This is a genomic window from Rhodanobacter koreensis (genome assembly GCF_054782855.1).
Map to the genome: position 1 here is coordinate 839640 of NZ_BAAGRR010000012.1, position 19063 is coordinate 858702.

Here is a 19063-nt window from a genome sequence, read left to right on the forward strand (position 1 = left end):
GGTGTGATGCAGCGGAGCGGACAAAGGACTACAATGCGAACAATTCTTATTTGTGAAGCCGCCCGTGCGTCTGTCCGAATTGCCCAAAGGTGCCCCCGCCGTGGTCGACCGCGTGCACGATGCGCATGCCGCGGATCCGATTGCGCAGCGCCTGCGTGACCTCGGTTTCGTCGATGGCGAGCCGGTGCGGGTGGTGGCGATCGGGCCGATGGGCGGCGATCCGGTATTGATTCAGATTGGTTACACCCGCTTTGCACTGCGCCGTGCCGAGGCGGCCCGGATCAGTGTGCGTACCGAGGTGGCCGCATGAGCGCCTCGACCCTGCGGATCGCCCTGGTCGGCAACCCGAATTGCGGCAAGACCGCCTTGTTCAACCTGCTCACCGGTGGCCGGCAGAAGGTGGCGAACTACGCCGGTGTCACGGTGGAACGCAAGGAAGGCCGCTTTGCCGCGCCGTCCGGCCGTGTACTGCAGATCCTGGATTTGCCGGGTACCTACAGCCTGGAGGCGAACAGTCCGGACGAGCAGATCACCCGCGACGTCTGCGCCGGCAATTACCCGGGCGAGGTGGTGCCGGATCTGATCGTCTGCGTGGCTGATGCCACCAACCTTCGTCTGCACCTGCGTTTCGTGCTGGAAGTGAAACGCCTCGGCCGGCCGGTGGTGCTGGCGTTGAACATGATGGACACCGCGCGTCAGCGCGGCATTGTCATCGACGTACCGGAACTGCAGCGCCGACTCGGCCTGCCGGTGGTGGAAACCGTTGCGGTGAAGCGTGGCGGAGCCAGGGCCTTGATCGAGCGGGTCGATGGCGAGGTGCCGGCGGCTGCACCGGCGCAGCCGGACGACGCCGACAGCCGGGCCGACCTGCACGCGCAGGTGCGCGAATTGCTGACCGCGACGGTGACGATGCCGCGTGCCACCGCGGCGCTCGACGACGCGCTCGACCGCTGGGCACTGCATCCGGTATTCGGATTGGCCATCCTGGCGGTGGTGATGTTCCTGGTGTTCCAGGCGGTCTATGCGGCCGGCAAGCCGATGAGCGATGTGATCGGTGACGGCTTTGGCTGGATGGGTGGTCATGTCGCCACGCTGCTGCCGGCTGGACCGCTGCAGAGCCTGGTTGTCGATGGCCTGTTCGGTGGCCTGGGCACCGTACTCGGCTTCCTGCCGGTCATCCTGGTGCTGTTCCTGTTCATCCTGGTGCTGGAGGAATCCGGCTACCTGCCACGCGCGGCGTTCCTGCTCGACCGCCTGATGCTGTCGGTGGGGCTGACCGGGCGCTCGTTCATTCCGCTGCTGTCGAGCTTCGCCTGCGCGATCCCCGGCATCATGGGCACACGCAGCATCCAGGACCCGCGTGACCGTCTGGCGACGATCCTGATTGCACCGTTGATGACTTGCTCGGCACGCTTGCCCGTGTACGCCTTGCTGATTGGTGCCTTCATTCCGCTGCGTCACGTGTTTGGCGTGTTCAACCTGCAGGGCATCGTGCTGTTTTCTCTGTACCTGGCGGGCATCCTCGGCGCAATGGCGGTGGGCTGGGTGATGAAGCGTCTCCGCCGCGACAAGAGCGAGCATGCACTGCTGATGGAGCTGCCGTCGTACCGGATGCCCAAGCTGCGCGACGTGGCGATAGGTCTGTACGAGCGTGGCGGGATTTTCCTGAAGCGCCTGACCGGTGTGATCCTGGGCCTGACCGTGCTGATGTGGTTCATCTCCACCTTCCCGTCGCCGCCGGCGGGCGCGCCCGGGCCGGCCATCAATTACAGCTTCGCCGGCTACATCGGGCGTGGCCTGCAATACATCTTCGCGCCGATCGGCTTCAACTGGCAGATCAGCCTGGCGCTGATCCCGGCCTTCGCCGCGCGCGAGACCGCAGTGGCGGCGCTGGCCACCGTCTATCTGGTCGGCGGTGAAGCCGCCGGCGGCCTGGGTCATGCGCTGGCAGGACAGATCTCGCTGGCCAGTGCGCTGTCGCTGCTGGTGTGGTTCGCCTATGCGCCGCAGTGCATGTCGACCCTGGCGGTCATCCGCCGCGAAACCGACTCCTGGCGCAACGTGGCGATCTCCTTCAGTTACATGTTCGGCATGGCTTACGCCGCGTCGTTCATCGTCTACCAGGTGGCGAGGATGCTGACATGAGCACCGGCCTGCTGCTGCAATACGTGGTGATCGGCCTGATCGTGCTGGCCAGCGCGCTGATCGTGTTCCGCAAGCTTGCGCCGCAACTCAGCAACCGCTGGCTGGCGGCGGCTTCGATCCGCTTCAGCCGACCGGAGCGCAGTGCATGGCTGCGTGCCTTCGGGCAACGTCTGCAGCCGAAGCAGGCCACCGGCAATTGCAGTGACGGCTGCAGTACTTGCGGTGCGTGTGGGCCCAAGCCTCCGGCTGCGGCGCGGACGGGGGTGATGCCGCTGGAGTTTCGTTCACGGGCCAAATAAAGCGGCTTTATAGCCACAAGTATTTCGCTGTCGACAGATGGCTATTCCTCCATTAGGGATGGTCTGAATAAGCCTTTGCCCGTCATTCCAGCGAAAGCTGGAATCCAGCGTCTTCAGTGACTTGCAACGGCACTGGATCCCAGCTTTCGCTGGGATGACGAGTTATTCAGACTATCCTTAGGCGCCGTGAAACATGGGCTGACGCCCGTTCAATCAAGCGAAGACGTAAATGTCGGCAGAAGTGATCTGGCGTACTTCACCTTAGAATCTGTGTGTGGGTCGCCGATGCCGCGCTGTTTCCTGCTCCTGAACCCATACGCGAAGCCGGTGCAACTCAAGATGGGTTGCCGCTCCCTGTCGTAACGGAATCAGTCGATTTCTTGGCGCTGACCGCATCCTTCTTCTTGACCGGGGTCAGGGGCTCGACCGTTACGGTTCCGGTGGCGCCAGGTAGCCACTTGAATTTCGGGTCGTATGGGTTGTTGCTGGCCCGCAGTTGCTGGTAGGCGATGGAGCCGTCCGTGACATGACCCCCATTGATCTCGAAGCCCGAGGAAATGACGCCCCCACCATCGTGGACATCGTAGTACGGGGATCCCATGTGGTTTGGGTCATCAGCAATGGCGCCCACTATCAAGTGGCTGGCGGACGACCCCACGCGCGAGCCGGTGGCGGAGGCGAGGACCTCGTGCCAGCGGGTCTTGGCGCGTGCCAGCGCCACCTTGTCGCCGTACGTCGGCAGCAGCTCGGCCATGATCACATTGGCCTGGTTGAACTGCGCATCGTTCAGGTGCGCGTTGATCAGGTCGCGCGCCTTGACGTACTGCGGATCGTTGCGTTCGGCGGCCAGGGCCATCCATGCCAAGGCACGCGGCAGATCCACCGGGGTGCCCTGGCCATTCAGATACATCACGGCCAGGTTGTACTCCGCCGGTTTGTAGGCCCACGACGCAGCGACCTTGTACATGGCGATGGCGTGCGCATAGTCCTTCTGCTGGACCGCATACGCACCAAGGTAGAAGAAATATACGCCGGGCCGGCCATCAGATTCCGGTGTTTTGAAGCTGGGCGTCTGCACTCGACCGGTGTCGGCGTCCGAATCGTAGCGTGGCGCCGCATGGCTGGTTGGCGCTGGAGGGCTGGTATTGGTGCTGTCCTGCGCCTTTCCGATGCCGGGAAGGATAAATGCAGCGACTGCGAAAAGAATCGGCGGGGCGAACAAACGAGTCATCATGGCAAGCACTCCTTGATCGATACGCAAGTCTGCGTGGGGACGCTACGCTTATGCAGGAGGCTGCGCAATCAGCCGACACGTGCAACTTGTAGTCATGTCGTTCGGTGGTATGGGGCGTGCTTGCCCGTTGGCGTTGAGGGGAAATGCTTGGGCATAAAAAAAGCCAGCATGCACCAGTTCGCGGAGCTTCGCATTGCGGCGGCTCTGTGCAGCGGGCGGCCTGGTCTTGTCGAGCAGGTCGCGGGCAGCGTAACGATCTATCACCGGCGGAGCGGTGATGAACGCTGCGATGGCGCGGGTGTTGGCCATGTCTTCTGCCTTTCGGCGGAAGACATGAATAACCTTGTTACAACACGCAAGCCGCGCGTAGGCTCGACTCAGGGATTGGAGTTGCTTGTCGGTGGTGTGTCGCTTGAAGTGGCGGATTTTTCCGCGTCACTCTTGCTGACCGGGGTCAGTGGCTCGACCGTGACCGTCCCGGTGGCGTCGGGATGTCGCTCGAATTTCGGGTCGTACGGGTTGTTGCTTTCACGCAACTGCTGATACGCGATGGCGCCATCCGTCTGATAGACCCCCGCTACTTCGGCCGCGTTGGTTGAGGTGTGGCCACCATCGTGGACATCGTAGTTCGGCGACTGCATGTGATTCGTGGCCCCTCCGACGGCGCCGACCTCCACATGACCCGCTGCCGACCCCACGCGCGTGCCGGTGACGCTTGCGCGGACCTCGCGCCAGCGGGTCTCGGCACGGGCCAGCGCCACCTTGTCGCCATACGTCGGCAGCAGCTGGGCCATGATCACATTGGCCTGGTTGAACTGCGCATCGTTCAGGTGCGCATTGACCAGGTCACGCGCCTTGACGTACTGCGGATCGTTGCGTTCGGCGGCCAGTGCCATCCATGCCAGCGCACGCGGCAGGTCCACCGGGGTGCCCTGGCCACTGAGATACATCACGCCCAAGTTGTATTCCGCCGGCTTGTAGGCCCACGACGCGGCGACCTTGTACATGGCGATGGCGTGCGCATAGTCCTTCTGCTGGACCGCCTGCGCGCCGAGGTCGAAATAGTATTCACCAGGCCGACCATCGGCTTCCGGCGTGTTGAAGGCGGACGACTGCACCCGGCCGATGTCGGTGTCTGAATCGTAGAGTGGCGCCACATGGCTGGCAGGTGCTGGTGGGCTGATGTTGGCGGGTGTCGTACTGTCCTGCGCCTTTCCGATGCCGGGAAGGGCAAGTACGGCGATGGCGAGAAGAAGGGGCTGGGCGGACAAGCGAATGGTCATGGCAATCATTCCCTAATTGATGCACAGGCTTGCCAGTCGACGTTACGCTTTTGCAGGAAGCTGCGCAAACAGATGCATCAAGCAACCCTTGCCAGCAGTTGGTCGGTACAGACATGCATGCGGGACATGCTGCTGCGGCGGCATTCCCCAGGCAGGGAAAATCGGCTGGCACCAGCCTGCATTTCATTTCTGACAAATCATTTCCGACAAAAAAAGCCGGCTTGCGCCGGCTTTTCGTGCAACTCGAATCGCGCTCCCGGCTTATGCCAGTTCGCGGATCTTCGCGTTGAGGCGGCTCTTGTGACGGGCGGCCTTGTTCTTGTGGATCAGGCCGCGAGCGGCGTAACGATCCATCACCGGCTGGGCGACGGTGAACGCGGCGATGGCGCCGGCCTTGTCCTTGGCCTCGATGGCCTTGACGACCTTCTTCAGGGCGGTACGGACCATGGAGCGGGCGCTGATGTTGCGCAGACGGCGCTGTTCGGACTGGCGCGCGCGCTTCTTCGCGGACTTGATGTTGGCCAAGGTAGAACTCCGGAATGCAGTGTTGAGGTTGGAAAAAGACGCCAATTATGACGGCGATTTGCCGTTGCGTCAATCATTTAGGTGGCTGACCGGCAGCCTGTGTCCGGCCTGTGCGTAATGGGGTGCCCACGAACCCGTATTCTGCCATATCCAGGCCGCCTCCCGAATTTCGCAGCCGACCGATTTGCGTCCCGTCACCGCGGGGAGCCTGGCGGCCATCGTGGACGGCGAAGGCGATGGCATCGCATGCAGCTAGGAGGTGGCGGGTCCCATGTCGATCCATGCCGTATCCGGTATTCATGCGATTCTGATGCCGCCGTTGTGCCCGTTATACTCACGCGATGATGAGACTTTCCAGGGATGTCGCGGGCCCTTGCCTGGCACCGCGTGGCAGCGTGATCGCGATCGGTGCGTTCGATGGCCTGCATCGCGGGCATCAGGCGCTGCTGGCGAAGGTGCGTGAACGTGCACAGGTGCTCGATTGCACGCCCATTGTGGTGAGTTTCGAGCCGTTGCCGCGTGCGTTCTTTTCCATCGAGCCCGTGCCACGGCTGTCCAGCGTGCGCGAAAAGCTCCGTGGTTTTGCCGCCGCCGGCATGCAGCACACCTTGTTGTTGCGTTTCAACGCGGCGTTGACGGCGATGTCGGCCGAGGATTTTGTTCAACGCGTGCTGGTGGAACGGCTGGTTACGCGGGAGGTGTGGGTAGGCGGTGATTTCCGCTTCGGCCACAAGCGTGCCGGCGATGTCGCCCTGCTGGAGCGGATGGGCGCGCAACTGGGCTTTGCCTCCCGCACGATGCCGGCGGTTCAGCTCGATGGCGCCCGCGTCTCGGCCAGCCGGGTGCGCATGCTGCTGGCTGCCGGCGAGTTTGCCGGCGCCGTGCCGCTGCTTGGCCGCCCGTTTGTGATCGACGGCAAGGTCGAATACGGCAACCAGCTCGGCCGCACGCTTGGTTATCCCACCGCCAATATCCACCTGCAGCAGCGGGTCAGTCCGATCCACGGCATCTTCGCGGTGCGTGTGGGCCTGGGTGAAGGTGAGTGCAGTTGGCCCGGCGTCGCCAGCCTCGGTGTGCGGCCGACCGTGAACGAGGTCAGCGAGCCCTTGCTGGAAGTGCACCTGTTCGACTTCGACGGCGACCTGTACGGCCAGCGCATGGCGGTGGAGTTCGTGGCCAAGCTGCGCGACGAGCAGAAGTTCGACGGGCTGGAGCCGCTCAAGGCGCAGATGGCGCTGGATTCGCGCATGGCGCGCGAGCTGCTGGGAATGAATCCGCGGCTGGTCGAAGCCTGAGTGGCGACAAGCGGTATTCCGGTAGGCGCGTCAATCCATTAAGTTTGAACTCTTTGGTCCGCTGGCTAGCTGGCGGGCGGCAACACTTCAGTAACGGCATCCAGGCAATGACCCACGATTACAAGAACACGATCAACCTGCCGCAGACGGACTTCCCGATGCGCGGCGACCTGCCGAAGCGCGAGCCGGCTTGGCTGGCCGAGTGGGAGCGGATCGACCGCTATGCGCAGATCCAGCAGAAGACTGCTGATCGCGACAACGTCTTCGTGCTGCACGACGGCCCGCCGTATGCGAACGGCTCGATCCACATCGGCCACGCGGTCAACAAGATCCTCAAGGACATCACGGTCAAGTCCAAGCTGCTGGCCGGCCATCGCGCACCTTACGTGCCGGGCTGGGACTGCCACGGCCTGCCGATCGAGATCGCGGTCGAGAAGAAGTTCGGCAAGCCGGGCGACAAGCTCGATGCCGCTGCGTTCCGGCAGAAGTGCCGCGAATACGCCGCCGAGCAGGTCGATGCGCAGCGCACCGACTTCAAGCGGCTCGGCGTGCTCGGCGACTGGCAGCGGCCGTACCGCACGATGGATTTCAGGTACGAAGCGGACATGCTGCGCGCGCTGGCGCACATCGTGTCGAACGGGCACGTGGTGCGCGGCGCCAAGCCGGTGTTCTGGTGCTTCGACTGTGCCTCGGCGCTGGCCGAGGCGGAGATCGAGTACGGCGACAAGGTCTCGCCCGCGGTCGATGTGTCCTATGACGCCGTCGATGCCAAGGCTCTGGCGGCGAAATTTGGTGTGGATGCTGGCGATGCGATCGTGGCCATTCCGATCTGGACCACCACGCCGTGGACGCTGCCGGAAAGCCTGGCGGTGTCGCTCGGTGCCGAGCTCGAATACGCGTTGATCGAGGGCCCGTCGCGTGATGGCCGGCGTGTTCTGCTGGTCATCGCCAGTGCGCTGGTCGACAAAGTCGCGCAGCGTTATGGCCTGGAGCAGGCGACCGTCCATGGCCATGCGCCCGGACGGACGCTGGAAGGCCTGAAACTCAAGCATCCGTTCTACTCGCGCGAAGTGCCGGTGATCCTCGGTGACCATGTCAGCGCCGAAGACGGTACCGGCGCCGTGCATACGTCGCCCGACCACGGTGTCGAGGACTTCGTGGTGGCGCGCGAGTACGGCATCGGCCTGCTCAACTACATCGAGCCGCGCGGTACCTATCGGGTCGATACGCCGGCCGCGGGGGACACCGAGCTGGGCGGCATGCATATCTGGAAGGCCAACGATGCGATCGTCGAGGTGCTGCGCCAGCGCGGTGTGCTGCTTGCGTTCGCGAAGATCGAGCACAGCTACCCGAATTGCTGGCGCCACAAGACGCCGGTGATCTACCGCACGACACCGCAGTGGTTCATCAGCATGGAACAGGCGAAGCTGCGCGAGACGGCGCTCGCCTCGATCAAGGATGTGCGCTGGGTGCCGGGCTGGGGGGAAGAGCGTATCGCCGGCATGGTCGCTGGTCGGCCTGACTGGTGTATCTCGCGCCAGCGTACCTGGGGCGTACCGATCGCCTTGTTCGTGCACAAGGCGACGCAGGAGCCGCATGCGGATTCCGTCGCGCTGCTGGAGCAGGTCGCGAAGAAGGTGGAGCAGGGCGGCGTCGATGCATGGTTCACGCTGGATCCGGCCGAGCTGCTCGGCGACCAGGCGAAGGATTACGAGAAAGTCACCGACGTGCTGGACGTCTGGTTCGATTCGGGCGTGACGCACTTCGCGGTGATCGGCCAGCGCCCTGAACTGCAGCAGGGTACGGCTTCACAGTACAAGGTGATGTACCTCGAAGGCTCCGACCAGCATCGCGGCTGGTTCCAGTCCTCGCTGCTCACCTCGTCGGCCATTCATGGTCGCGCACCTTACGACGATGTGCTCACTCACGGCTTCGCGGTCGACGCGAACGGTCGCAAGATGTCCAAGTCGCTCGGCAACGTGGTCGCACCGCAGAAGGTGATGGACACGCTCGGCGCCGACATCCTGCGGCTGTGGGTGGCTTCGGCCGACTACCGCAACGAGATGACCGTTTCCGACGAGATCCTCAAGCGTGTATCGGACAGCTATCGTCGTATCCGCAATACCGCACGTTTCCTGCTCGGCAACCTGGATGGCTTCGATCCGTCCAGACATCTTGTCCCGGTCAAGGACAGCCTGTTGCTGGACCAGTGGGCGATCCAGCAGGCGTACGACGTGCAGCAGGCCGTGCTGGCTGCGTACGAGCGTTACGACTTCCCGGAGATCGTGTCGCGCGTGCAGAACTTCTGCACCAACGAGCTCGGCGCGCTGTATCTGGACATCACCAAGGACCGGCTCTACACCATGCCGACCGACAGCCACGGCCGACGCAGTGCGCAAAGCGCGATGTACCGCATCGCCGAGGCGCTGGTGCGCTGGCTGGCACCGATCCTCAGCTTCACCGCCGAGGAAATCTGGCAAGCCCTGCCAGGCCAGCGCGGCGACAGCGTGCTGTTCGAAACCTGGTACGACGGTCTCGTTGCCACCCAGAACTCGCCAGAACAACGTCGTTACTGGGCCGACCTGCTGGCGATCCGCGACACCGCCTCGCGCGTGCTCGAAGGCATGCGCAAGGCCGAACAGATCGGTGCGGCGCTGGAAGCGAAGCTGATGATCCACGCCGATGCTGCGACGGTGGCACGTTATGCACCGACGGCGGATGAACTGCGCTTCTTCTTCATCACCTCGGAGCTGCGCCTCGATCTCGCCGGTGGGCAGCCAGACGATGCGGTACTGACTGAGCTGGAGGGCGCCGATGTGTGGGTGTCGGCCACGGTCAGTGATGCCGCCAAGTGCGTGCGTTGCTGGCATCGCCGCGAGGACGTGGGGGCGCATGCGGATCACCCCGAGTTGTGTAGTCGCTGCGTCAGCAATGTCGAAGGGCCGGGCGAGAATCGCCGCTGGTTCTGAGCCGGCGGTGTATCCATCCCTCCCCTGTATTCATTAGGGAGAGGCTGTAACGCTGCAAGCTTTTCATCTCAACCGAAACCACGAGCCCACATGACCACCAAACCCAATGCACTCCCCTGGCTGTGGCTTTCTGTTCTGGTCGTCGCACTCGATCAGCTCAGCAAATGGTGGGCGGTAAGTGCACTACAGCCGATGGGCATGCCGCATGCGGTGATACCGGGTTTCATGAACTGGACGCTGGCGTTCAACACGGGCGCGGCCTTCAGTTTCCTGGCCGATGGTGCCGGCTGGCAGCGCTGGTTTTTCGTGGTGCTGGCGCTGGTGATCAGCGCGGTGCTGGTGGTGTGGCTGGCGCGTACGCCGCGTCGCGACTGGCGCACCGGCATGCCGCTGGGACTGATCGTGGGTGGAGCCCTTGGCAACCTGATCGACCGCCTGCATGCCGCGCAGGTCACCGACTTCATCCAGGTGTACTTCCGCCAGTGGAGCTACCCGGTCTTCAATCTCGCCGATTGCGGTATCACCGTTGGCGCCGTGCTGCTGATCGCGTTTGGCCTGTTCGCCGGCAAGCCCACGGGCAGCGTGCGATAATTCCCACTTCTCATCATTCCGGCGCGGGCCGGAATCGCTCATCGAGATTCCATCGAGGTCTGTTGTGGACATCCTGCTCGCCAATCCCCGTGGCTTCTGCGCCGGTGTCGATCGCGCCATCGCCATCGTCGAGCGTGCGCTGGAATCGTGGGGTGCGCCGATCTATGTGCGCCACGAGGTGGTGCACAACCGCTACGTCGTCGACAAATTACGCGCCGATGGTGCGGTCTTCGTCGAGGAATTGCACGAGGTTCCGGATGGTGCGACGGTGATCTTCAGTGCGCATGGCGTATCGCAGGCGGTGCGCGAAGAGGCCGAACAGCGCCATCTCAAGGTGTTCGATGCCACCTGTCCGCTGGTCACCAAGGTGCATATGGAAGTAGCGCGACTCGGGCGCATCGGTCGCAGCGTGGTGTTGATCGGCCACGCAGGCCATCCGGAAGTCGAAGGCACCATGGGTCAGTGGAATCCGGCCAATACCGGCGAGATCCTGCTGGTCGAGTCGCTGGAATGTGTGGACAGGCTCGTGCCGAAGTTTCCGCATCAGCTGTCCTATGTCACTCAGACTACGCTGTCGGTGGACGACACCAAGGCGATCATCGACGCTCTGCGCACAAAATTTGCGGACATTGAAGGTCCACGCAAGGACGACATCTGCTACGCCACGCAGAACCGCCAGGATGCCGTGCGCCGGCTCGCCGATGCGGTCGATCTGATGCTGGTGGTCGGCTCGATCAACAGCTCCAATTCCAACCGCCTGCGCGAACTGGCCGAGAAGCAGGGCGTACGCTCGTTCCTGATCGACGGCGCCGAACATATCGAGCACAGCTGGCTCGATGGTGTCACCCGCATCGGCCTCACCGCTGGCGCTTCGGCACCGGAAAAACTGGTGCGCGACGTGATCGCCCGCCTGCAATCATGGGGTGCCGGCGAGGTCCGAGAGCTGGACGGCGAGCCGGAGAACATCACCTTCGCTCTACCCAAGGAACTGCGCGTGGTCGGCGGTAATACGACCGCCAGCCTCTGAACCAGACACTGTTTCGCGGGATGCATCGTGCTTGCGCCATTTCGTCCCGCACCGTAAAATCCGCGGCTCTTTGCCGGAATAGCTCAGTTGGTAGAGCGGCGCATTCGTAATGCGTAGGTCGTAGGTTCGATTCCTATTTCCGGCACCAGAACTTCAAAGGCCCGCTGATGCGGGCCTTTGTTTTGCAGGGCTTTCGCACGGAATCTCAAAGAGCATTGAATGTTCTTTGCAGCGGCTTGATGACGAAAGTCGGATGGCATCCGTGGTCCCGTGCCAGCGAAGGGCCGTTCGAGGCTTGCAGTGCGCGCGTGTATCGGCTCGCCAGAGCCGATACACCTCAAGCCTTGCTGCATTCGGGCGGTTTCCCGTTCCCCGTCCAGGCCAGCCCATGCAAAAGTGGCATATGGCATCTGCCGGTCATGGCGTTTCGCCGAGTTGCCCTGCCGCCTGTCGGATTTTCTCTGCCGCTCATCGGAGAGTGGTCACAATTCCATGCGCAAGATATTGACGTAAGTTATTACGTTGCTATGGTGCCACGAGAATCAGCAGGGGAATCCTCATGCAATCGTGGCTGGGCCAGCGCAGTGTTTCGTCGACGAGGGCGAGAGAGCCGCGTCTGGCCAATGGGCATTTGCCCGGCCATGGGCTGGGTGGCGCTGCCATATCGGAATCCTTATGGCTCACCGGGAGCCGGCATAAGCGTGGTTTCACCCTGGTCGAGCTGTTGATCACGCTCGCCGTGGCAGTGGTGCTGATCATGATTGCGGTGCCGAGTTTCAAGAGCATCACGCTTTCCAGCAAGCTCACCACCACGGCCAACGATATGGTCAGCGCGCTCAGCACCGCGCGGATGGAAGCCATCAAGCTCAATGCCCGCACCCAGTTCTGCAGCGATCTGGCTGCGAACAACACGAATGATGCAGATGACGCACTGGGTGCCGCCTGCACCACCGATGCCGGAGCGGTGTGGGCGATGACCGGTGCCGACGTCACGCAGATACGTGCAGATGCGGCTGGGCTGGCAGCACCACTGCAATTGAACGGAAACGTGACCGCAGTGCGTTTCAGCAGCCGCGGGCTTGGGAACGCGATCGGCAGCTCAACCCCGTATGGCGGCCAGATCGCCGACATCTGCACCAGCGCGATGACTGTCGACAATCATCGGATCGTCAGCATGGCGGCAGGCTCGATTGTGACCATCACCACCGCCTCGGGAGCGTGCCCGTCATGAATGACTGCATCAGCCTGGCACTGTGTACTGCTGCGAAGTCCGTGGATGAAACTCGTCGGGGATCGGTATCCGGCATGCATGTACAGCCGCTGGATTTTCCTGCGCGGCAAGTTCGCCGCCAGTCGCGACTTTCTGCCATCCACCAAGGTGGTGTTGGCCTTATCGAGGTGCTGGTGGCCGTACTGGTCGTTTCCATCGGATTTCTCGGCTTGGCAGCATTGCAGGCAAAGTCCCTGTCCACCAACAACAGCGCGATGGCGCGCAGCATGGCCACCATCCACAGCTATTCGATCCTGGATGCGATGCGCGCGGACATCGCCAGTGCCAAGAACAGCGCCTATAACAAAACCGTCAAGGCCAATGCATGCCCCACGGACACCACGACCCTGGCCGGTGCCCAGCTCAATCATTGGTGCAGCCAGCTGGGCATCAGTTTCGGTGAGGTGGATACCACCACGGGCAACGTGGATTGCAAGGCCACCGGCGTATGCACCATCACCATCGCCTTTGACGACAGTCGGGCCGGCGTGGGTGGTACCAGTGACCAGAATGTCACCACCCAGGGGATGCTATGAGCGAGCGTCCTTTCATTCGGCGGGGTTCGGTCCGGCGTGGGGTTCATCACTTGAGGCCCCCGACCGGGTTCACCCTGATCGAGCTGATGATCGCCATGTTGCTCGGGCTGATTGTCATTGCCGGTGTCGTCAGCGTATTTCTGGCGGGCCAGCAGACCTACCGCACGAATCAGGCGCTGGGCGATGTCCAGGATGGCACACGCATCGCGTTCGAGATGATGGCCAATGACATTCGCGAAGCGGGTCTCCTCGGCTGCAGCAACAACGGGCAGGTTGCCAATGTTCTCAACAACGGCCCGGGTATGGGTGGCACCGACTGGTGGGCCAACTGGGGCAACGCACTACGCGGTTACGGTTTGGGCAGCACAACGGCCGATCCACAGTTGAAGACGGGCACGGCTGCGGGCCAGCAATTCGCCGGTACCGATTCCCTGATGCTGCTGAGTGCTGCGGATTCGGGCTTGAGCATAGCCAGCAACAATCAGGCAGCAGCCCAGTTCACGCTCAATGAAGCCAGCGCGGACATGAAAGTGGGCGACGTGATGATCGTGTGCGATCCCCATCATGCGGCGATTTTCAAGATCACCGGTTACACCCCGTCCAGCAAGACGCTCGATTACGCGTACAAGTCCGACGCGACCGGCAACTGTTCGACTGGCCTGGGCTTTCCCAGCGTATGCACTCCGGTGGGCAACGCCTACACCTTCGGAGCCAATTCACCGATCGTCAAGCTCGCAGCGAGCGACTGGTATGTAGGCCGCAACCCGGATGGCGGCAGCTCGTTGTATCGCATGGAAATAGCCACCGGCGATGGCACCTCGACGGCGCAGGAAATGGTGCGCGACGTCGCAGCCATGAACATCAAGTATCACCAGTCACTACAACCCGATTTCGTGCTGGCCAAAGATGTCTCCGATTGGAGCAAGGTCGATGCCACGCAAGTCAGCTTGACGGTGCAAAGCACCGACAAGCGCGCGGGCACCGATGCCAAGCCTATCCAGCGCATCTTTACGGTCACCTCCACCGTGCGCAACCGGGTGAACTGAAATGGGCCACTTCTCCATCTTCAATCTGTCCACGACGCACCGGCCGAAGCTGGTGTATATCGCGCGTCGATATCGTCGCTTCCCGGACCGCGCTGGACAGCATGGCGTAGCACTGGTGACAGCGCTGATCCTGCTGATCGTGGTCACCCTGGTCGGCCTGGCGGCGGTTCGCGGAACCATCATGCAACAGAAAATGACCGCCAATTTCTACGACCGCGAAATTGCCTTCCAGGCGAATGAGGCAGCGCTGCGGCAGGCCGAGGTTGAGATACAGAACACCACGGCGGCGGCACCGGCCGGTTTCCGAGACTGTTCGCCGACCAGCGGAAACATCTGCCTGGCCGATCCTCTCAGTGATGCCAGCTTCCCGGCCAGCGCCATCAAGTCCGTTCCTGTCGCGAAATACGATGCAGGCAAGCTGGCCGCAAGCCAGCCCCAGTACGTCATCGAATACATGGGCAAATTCGAAGTCCCGGTACCCGACGTCAAGCAGCTCTCCAACTGCTCCGGTTACGCCCCCTGTGGCTCGACCAACATGGCTGACTTTTACCGTATTACCGCCCGCAGTGGTCCGGCTGACGTAGGGAATCGCGCCAGCGTGGTGCTTCAGTCGATGTATAGAAAATAAGGGATTTCCGCCTTTTCGGCGCTCGTCGTCACCAGACATTTTATTTGCGCGTCATGGATTCACGGGATCCGGCACGCAGTTTGGGTATCCCGTCGCAGCACTCGCGCCACAAAGAACCAGTGGTCCGCCGTATTTCCCAATAGCCGTCATGGCGTTGCGGATATCGGTCGGATCCAGCCAAACAGGAAGGGGAAAAGGCATGTCCACTCAATCCGCGAAAATGTTGTTCACGCTGACAGGTTTGCTTTTTGCCTGTGCGGCGACTGCGGCGACCACCTATACCGACAATTTCTCGGGAGCGTCGAGCAGTCTGAAGTGGCTTTCGCTGAATGATGCGTGCCTCACGGCAGGCAATGGCGCAGGGAGCATCAAGGCCTGTTCCACGCCCAAGGATACTGCCGGTTCCGGAGCGCTCCGTCTGACTTCCGCTGTGAACAACCGGACAGGTGCGATTCTCTCGGATTTCACGTTCCCGTTGAGCCAGGGCATGCAGGTCACGTTCACCACCTATACGTACGGCGGCAGCAAGGATGGCACCGCAAAGAATGGAGCGGACGGTATTTCGTTCATGCTTACCGATGGCACGGCAACCGCCCCGAAGGTTGCCGGTGGCCTTGGCGGTAGTCTGGGCTACAGTTGTTCCAATATAAATGACACCTATGAAGGTATGGCCAATGCTTATCTTGGGTTGGGTGTCGACGAATATGGGAATTACCTCAATAGTGGCGACAACACCAATACCGGGATTCTTAATTCCAATGCGACCGGTGGATCGAAGGCCAATGGCACTAATTCCTATGGAGACAAAAACAGCGGCTTTTATCAGCCTGAGCGAATTGGCTTGCGTGGCGCTGGCAATACGACATGGGCGTGGTTGAAAAGCCAGAACTCTTCATACTATTCAGATAGCAGTCCCAACAAGACGAAGGTCACGGATGCATGTAAAACCGGAAAATATGTGTCTTCCGGAAACCAGGGTGGCAAGAATCTCAAAGACATTCCATATAACTACAAGGCAATTGCCGACGGCTACAAGATTCTGCCTGACTCCCTGCCGATCGCATCCAATTCAGCGACAACGAGGAATGCGGGCTGGCCTATCACCTACAAACTGACGCTTTCTCCAGCCGGTTTGCTGAATTTTTCGTATAGCTACAATAACGGTGCGTTTCAACCAGTATTGGTGAATAGCCTGATCACGGCCAGCAATGGCCCATTGCCGGCATCTTTCCGGTTCGGCTTTTCCGCAGGCACCGGTGGCAGCAACAATGTGCATGAAATTACCTGTTTCCAGGCCTCGCCGCTGCAGTCCAACAGCAGTGCGGGTGCCAATACGGTGCAGTCGGGCGAAGTGAAGACCGGAACCCAGATTTATCTGGCCTCCTATTCATCGGACAACTGGTGGGGTTCCCTGCAATCCGTGCCACTGGTCACCACTGGCGGAACGCTCAGCGTTTCATCGGTGGCCACCTGGGATGCCAAGTGCGTGCTCACTGGTGGCGCCTGTGACTCGATGGGCACGGATGCCCAGGGCAAGCCGATCAATACGGTTGCTGTCCAGGGGCCTGCGGCGCGGACGTTGCTGACCTGGAATGACACCAGCGGCAAGGGGTCGCCCCTGCAATGGACCAACCTCAGCCCAGCACAGCAGACCAGCCTGGACAGCACGGATAGTGCAGGCCAGAATCGTCTCGCATGGTTGCGTGGCGATCGCACCGTCGAGCAGTTGCAGAGTCCGCCGGGTACGCTGAGGGCACGCAACGTGGTGCTGGGCGATATCATCGATTCGAGCCCGACGTGGGTGGGCGCTCCCTACAGCGATACCTATCCGAACGCATTCAGCGATGGCTTGTACGGCGTGCCGGGTAACGAGCCTGAAAACCAGACTGGCGTGCCAACCTACAACTCGTTCGCCAGTGACAATGCGACCCGCCTCAATGTGGTCTATGTAGGTGGAAACGATGGGTTCCTCCACGGTTTCGAGGCCGGCGCCTATGACGGCACGGGCACCTACGTCAGCACCAATAATGATGGCAAGGAAGTCCTCGGGTTCATGCCGTCCGGTGTGCTTGCAGACAAGGCGACGGCACTCGCTGATCCGTTGTACGTCCATGACTATCTGGTAGATGCGACCCCGGGCGTGGGCGACTTGTTCTATGGCAGCAAGTGGCATACATGGCTGGTCGGTGGGGTTGGCTCCAGCGGGAAGGAGATATATGCGCTTGATATCACCAACCCGACTGGCTTTTCCGAGAATACGGCGGCCTCTGTAGTTATCGGAGACTGGACCAGCGCAACGACCGGGATGTCGCATCTCGGAAATACCGTCGGCACGCCGATCATTGCCCGGCTGCACAACGGCCAGTGGGCCGTCATCTTCGGCAACGGCCTGGGTAGCGGTACGACGGCGGGTGTGTATATCGGCCTGGTCGACAAGACCAGTGGAGCCATCGGCGCGTTCCGGTTCCTGGACACCGGTGTCGGGTCGGCTTCGATCCAAAACGGCATTGCCTACGTGACGTCGGTGGACCTGGACGGGGACCGCATCGCCGATTACCTTTATGCGGGTGATCTGCAGGGCAATGTCTGGCGTTTCGATCTCACCAGCAATGACCCCGCCAAATGGGTGGTCTCACAGTTTGGCAACGGCAAGGCGACCCCCCTGTTCGTGGCCAAGGACGCCAGCGGAAAACTCCAGCCCATTACCACGGCGGTCACGGTAGCGTCAGTCAAGACGGGTGACGTGATCCGAGACATGGTGTTCTTCGGCACCGGTCAGAAAACGCCGGTTGATGCCACCAGCGGGGACAAGTACGCCACAGGAGTCCAGACCTTCTACGGTATCTGGGATTGGGACATGGCCGGATGGAACGGCAAGTCCAGCGTGAAGTACGCACAGTTGACGGGTACCCGGGCGATTGCCCGGGCGGCTTTGCTGAAACAGACCCTGGTATCGCAATCGAGCGCGGGTTCCGATGGCCAGGTGTTGGGTTATCGCACCATGAGCACCACGAACAAGGTGTGCTGGCAGGACAGCACCACTTGTGATGTGGACTCCAACAAACAATATGGCTGGTTGTTCGATTTCCCCGATGCGCAGGAGCAGATCATCTACAACCCCGTGATGATTGGTGGAGCAGTGGTGGTGAGTACAGCTAGCCCGCCGGTCATCTCCGCGTTGCAGTGCAACCCAGGACTGCAGAGCGGCTGGACCATGGCCTTCGACCCGGCATCGGGCGGCGGCATCGCCCAGGGCTTTTTCCCCGGCGCGGACGGCAGTTTCGGTACCGGCAGCGATGGTTCGACGGTCAGTGGCGTCCGACTCGATGCAGTTGGTAGTCCGACAACGGTCAAGTCGGGTGGGCAGACTTACCTGGTGACCCAGACCGTCAAGGGCAGCGCGGCTCTCAGCAAGGTGAATCCTCCCTTCGGAGATGACCCCTCACGCGTCTCCTGGAGAGAGATCAAGTATTGATCGGAGATGACATCGAGTTGGAACGCCCGTCACTTCTACAGGCCCGCGGCGCGGGTGAGGTCATGAAAATTTGAGATTGATCTCGCCAGGCTTCGCCGGAATGGCATTTCCAGCCGGCTTCGCTGCGATCCGGCAGATGGCGGGCGCAGGCGGTAAAAGGGCTATCGGTTTGGATGTCTAAACATGATGTTCGGCGCACCGGCGCTGTTTTCGGTGAGGCGAGAGCAACGTTGAAAAGTCGAAGAGTGGAGCAAAGTACGCCATGAACAAATCCTTGTATCGAAAAATGAAGTGTCACGGTTTTTCGAGCGGTTTTACGCTGGTAGAGCTGATGATCGTGGTGGCGATCGTCGCCATCCTGGCTGCGATCGCCTATCCCTCGTACACCCACTACATCATCAAGACCCGTCGTACAGCGGCGAAGGCATGCCTCTCCGAATACGCCAACTACATGGAGCGGTACTACACCACCAAGCTGAGCTACACGGACGCACCCAAGCCAGGGCTGGATTGCGAGAGCGCTGCGCAGACCGGGAACAATTACGCCTACGACTTCGTCGGTACCCCAGACGCATCCACCTACACCATCAGCGCCACACCGCAGGGTCCGCAGGTCGCTGATGCCGAATGCGGCATGCTCACGCTGAACCAGGCCGGCACGCGCGACGCGGATGGCGGGGGGGCTACTTGCTGGTGAGATCGAGCTGATCGTGCGCATCCCCTGTATGCGAAGGATGCGC

The 19063-nt window shown here is 61.6% G+C and carries 17 protein-coding genes and 1 tRNA gene; 14 read left to right on the forward strand and 4 right to left on the reverse strand.

The annotated features are described in order from the left end of the window. Positions 1-64: 64 nt before the first annotated feature. Genes ACYVKM_RS17510 through ACYVKM_RS17520 form a run of 3 tightly spaced genes read left to right on the forward strand, consistent with a single transcriptional unit; the run spans position 65 to position 2444 of the window. Positions 65-310: a FeoA family protein gene (locus ACYVKM_RS17510; RefSeq protein ID WP_460878889.1), complete on the forward strand. Its 246-nt coding sequence runs from the start codon at positions 65-67 to the stop codon at positions 308-310. Continuing rightward, on the forward strand, positions 307-2145 hold the full coding sequence (gene feoB, locus ACYVKM_RS17515) for a ferrous iron transporter B (protein WP_460878890.1): 1839 nt from the start codon (positions 307-309) through the stop codon (positions 2143-2145). Before ACYVKM_RS17510 ends, feoB begins: the two co-directional genes overlap by 4 nt. After that, on the forward strand, positions 2142-2444 hold the full coding sequence (locus tag ACYVKM_RS17520; protein ID WP_460878891.1) for a DUF6587 family protein: 303 nt from the start codon (positions 2142-2144) through the stop codon (positions 2442-2444). Before feoB ends, ACYVKM_RS17520 begins: the two co-directional genes overlap by 4 nt. Before the next feature lie 334 nt (positions 2445-2778). On the opposite strand, the gene ACYVKM_RS17525 is transcribed toward ACYVKM_RS17520, so the two are convergent. The 4 genes from ACYVKM_RS17525 to rpsT form a co-directional block, all read right to left on the reverse strand. After that, a complete protein-coding gene (locus ACYVKM_RS17525) occupies positions 2779-3675 on the reverse strand; it encodes a tetratricopeptide repeat protein (protein ID WP_460878892.1) in 897 nt (298 codons plus the stop codon). Positions 3676-3726: 51 nt separating this feature from the next. Beyond that, the gene (locus ACYVKM_RS17530) at positions 3727-3987 is read right to left on the reverse strand and encodes a hypothetical protein (RefSeq protein WP_460878893.1); all 261 of its coding nucleotides are present in this window, start codon (positions 3985-3987) and stop codon (positions 3727-3729) included. A gap of 68 nt (positions 3988-4055) precedes the next feature. Continuing rightward, entirely contained in the window at positions 4056-4961 is a 906-nt protein-coding gene (locus ACYVKM_RS17535) for an SEL1-like repeat protein (protein ID WP_460878894.1), read from the reverse strand. A gap of 261 nt (positions 4962-5222) precedes the next feature. After that, positions 5223-5486, reverse strand: coding sequence for a 30S ribosomal protein S20 (gene rpsT, locus ACYVKM_RS17540; RefSeq protein ID WP_072760571.1), 264 nt, complete (start codon positions 5484-5486; stop codon positions 5223-5225). Positions 5487-5827: 341 nt separating this feature from the next. Between rpsT and ACYVKM_RS17545 the strand changes: the two genes are divergently transcribed. The 11 genes from ACYVKM_RS17545 (at position 5828) to ACYVKM_RS17595 (ending at position 19020) form a co-directional block, all read left to right on the forward strand. Next, positions 5828-6781, forward strand: a complete 954-nt coding sequence (locus ACYVKM_RS17545; protein WP_460878895.1) for a bifunctional riboflavin kinase/FAD synthetase — start codon at positions 5828-5830, stop codon at positions 6779-6781. Between the two features lie 107 nt (positions 6782-6888). Next, on the forward strand, positions 6889-9750 hold the full coding sequence (gene ileS / locus ACYVKM_RS17550; protein ID WP_460878896.1) for an isoleucine--tRNA ligase: 2862 nt from the start codon (positions 6889-6891) through the stop codon (positions 9748-9750). A 90-nt stretch (positions 9751-9840) separates the two neighbouring features. After that, positions 9841-10341 (forward strand): signal peptidase II, encoded by a 501-nt coding sequence (gene lspA / locus ACYVKM_RS17555; protein ID WP_460878897.1) that lies wholly within the window; start codon positions 9841-9843, stop codon positions 10339-10341. Positions 10342-10405: 64 nt separating this feature from the next. Further along, the gene (gene ispH, locus ACYVKM_RS17560) at positions 10406-11368 is read left to right on the forward strand and encodes a 4-hydroxy-3-methylbut-2-enyl diphosphate reductase (RefSeq protein ID WP_460878898.1); all 963 of its coding nucleotides are present in this window, start codon (positions 10406-10408) and stop codon (positions 11366-11368) included. A 72-nt stretch (positions 11369-11440) separates the two neighbouring features. Then, positions 11441-11516 (forward strand) — tRNA-Thr (locus ACYVKM_RS17565). Positions 11517-11927: 411 nt separating this feature from the next. Beyond that, positions 11928-12599 carry a GspH/FimT family pseudopilin gene (locus ACYVKM_RS17570; protein ID WP_460878899.1) on the forward strand — a complete coding sequence of 224 codons (672 nt, stop codon included), beginning with the start codon at positions 11928-11930 and terminating at the stop codon, positions 12597-12599. A gap of 74 nt (positions 12600-12673) precedes the next feature. Next, a complete protein-coding gene (gene pilV / locus ACYVKM_RS17575; RefSeq protein WP_460878900.1) occupies positions 12674-13174 on the forward strand; it encodes a type IV pilus modification protein PilV in 501 nt (166 codons plus the stop codon). Positions 13175-13224: 50 nt separating this feature from the next. Continuing rightward, positions 13225-14220, forward strand: coding sequence for a PilW family protein (locus tag ACYVKM_RS17580; protein ID WP_460878901.1), 996 nt, complete (start codon positions 13225-13227; stop codon positions 14218-14220). A gap of 1 nt (position 14221) precedes the next feature. Next, a complete protein-coding gene (locus ACYVKM_RS17585; RefSeq protein WP_460878902.1) occupies positions 14222-14848 on the forward strand; it encodes a pilus assembly PilX family protein in 627 nt (208 codons plus the stop codon). Between the two features lie 199 nt (positions 14849-15047). Further along, a complete protein-coding gene (locus ACYVKM_RS17590) occupies positions 15048-18323 on the forward strand; it encodes a pilus assembly protein (protein WP_460878903.1) in 3276 nt (1091 codons plus the stop codon). A gap of 262 nt (positions 18324-18585) precedes the next feature. Continuing rightward, positions 18586-19020: a type IV pilin protein gene (locus tag ACYVKM_RS17595; protein ID WP_460878904.1), complete on the forward strand. Its 435-nt coding sequence runs from the start codon at positions 18586-18588 to the stop codon at positions 19018-19020. Positions 19021-19063: the final 43 nt, after the last annotated feature.

Excerpts from the sequence above, each read along its gene's own strand:
- ACYVKM_RS17590 (WP_460878903.1), top strand. The coding sequence starts at position 15,048 with ATGTCCACTCAATCCGCGAAAATGTTGTTCACGCTGACAGGTTTGCTT.
- lspA (WP_460878897.1), top strand. The coding sequence starts at position 9,841 with ATGACCACCAAACCCAATGCACTCCCCTGGCTGTGGCTTTCTGTTCTG.
- feoB (WP_460878890.1), top strand. The coding sequence starts at position 307 with ATGAGCGCCTCGACCCTGCGGATCGCCCTGGTCGGCAACCCGAATTGC.
- ACYVKM_RS17525 (WP_460878892.1), bottom strand. The coding sequence starts at position 3,675 with ATGACTCGTTTGTTCGCCCCGCCGATTCTTTTCGCAGTCGCTGCATTT.
- pilV (WP_460878900.1), top strand. The coding sequence starts at position 12,674 with ATGCATGTACAGCCGCTGGATTTTCCTGCGCGGCAAGTTCGCCGCCAG.
- ACYVKM_RS17595 (WP_460878904.1), top strand. The coding sequence starts at position 18,586 with ATGAACAAATCCTTGTATCGAAAAATGAAGTGTCACGGTTTTTCGAGC.
- ACYVKM_RS17585 (WP_460878902.1), top strand. The coding sequence starts at position 14,222 with ATGGGCCACTTCTCCATCTTCAATCTGTCCACGACGCACCGGCCGAAG.
- ileS (WP_460878896.1), top strand. The coding sequence starts at position 6,889 with ATGACCCACGATTACAAGAACACGATCAACCTGCCGCAGACGGACTTC.
- ACYVKM_RS17520 (WP_460878891.1), top strand. The coding sequence starts at position 2,142 with ATGAGCACCGGCCTGCTGCTGCAATACGTGGTGATCGGCCTGATCGTG.
- ACYVKM_RS17570 (WP_460878899.1), top strand. The coding sequence starts at position 11,928 with ATGCAATCGTGGCTGGGCCAGCGCAGTGTTTCGTCGACGAGGGCGAGA.
- ACYVKM_RS17530 (WP_460878893.1), bottom strand. The coding sequence starts at position 3,987 with ATGGCCAACACCCGCGCCATCGCAGCGTTCATCACCGCTCCGCCGGTG.
- ACYVKM_RS17535 (WP_460878894.1), bottom strand. The coding sequence starts at position 4,961 with ATGACCATTCGCTTGTCCGCCCAGCCCCTTCTTCTCGCCATCGCCGTA.
- ACYVKM_RS17545 (WP_460878895.1), top strand. The coding sequence starts at position 5,828 with ATGATGAGACTTTCCAGGGATGTCGCGGGCCCTTGCCTGGCACCGCGT.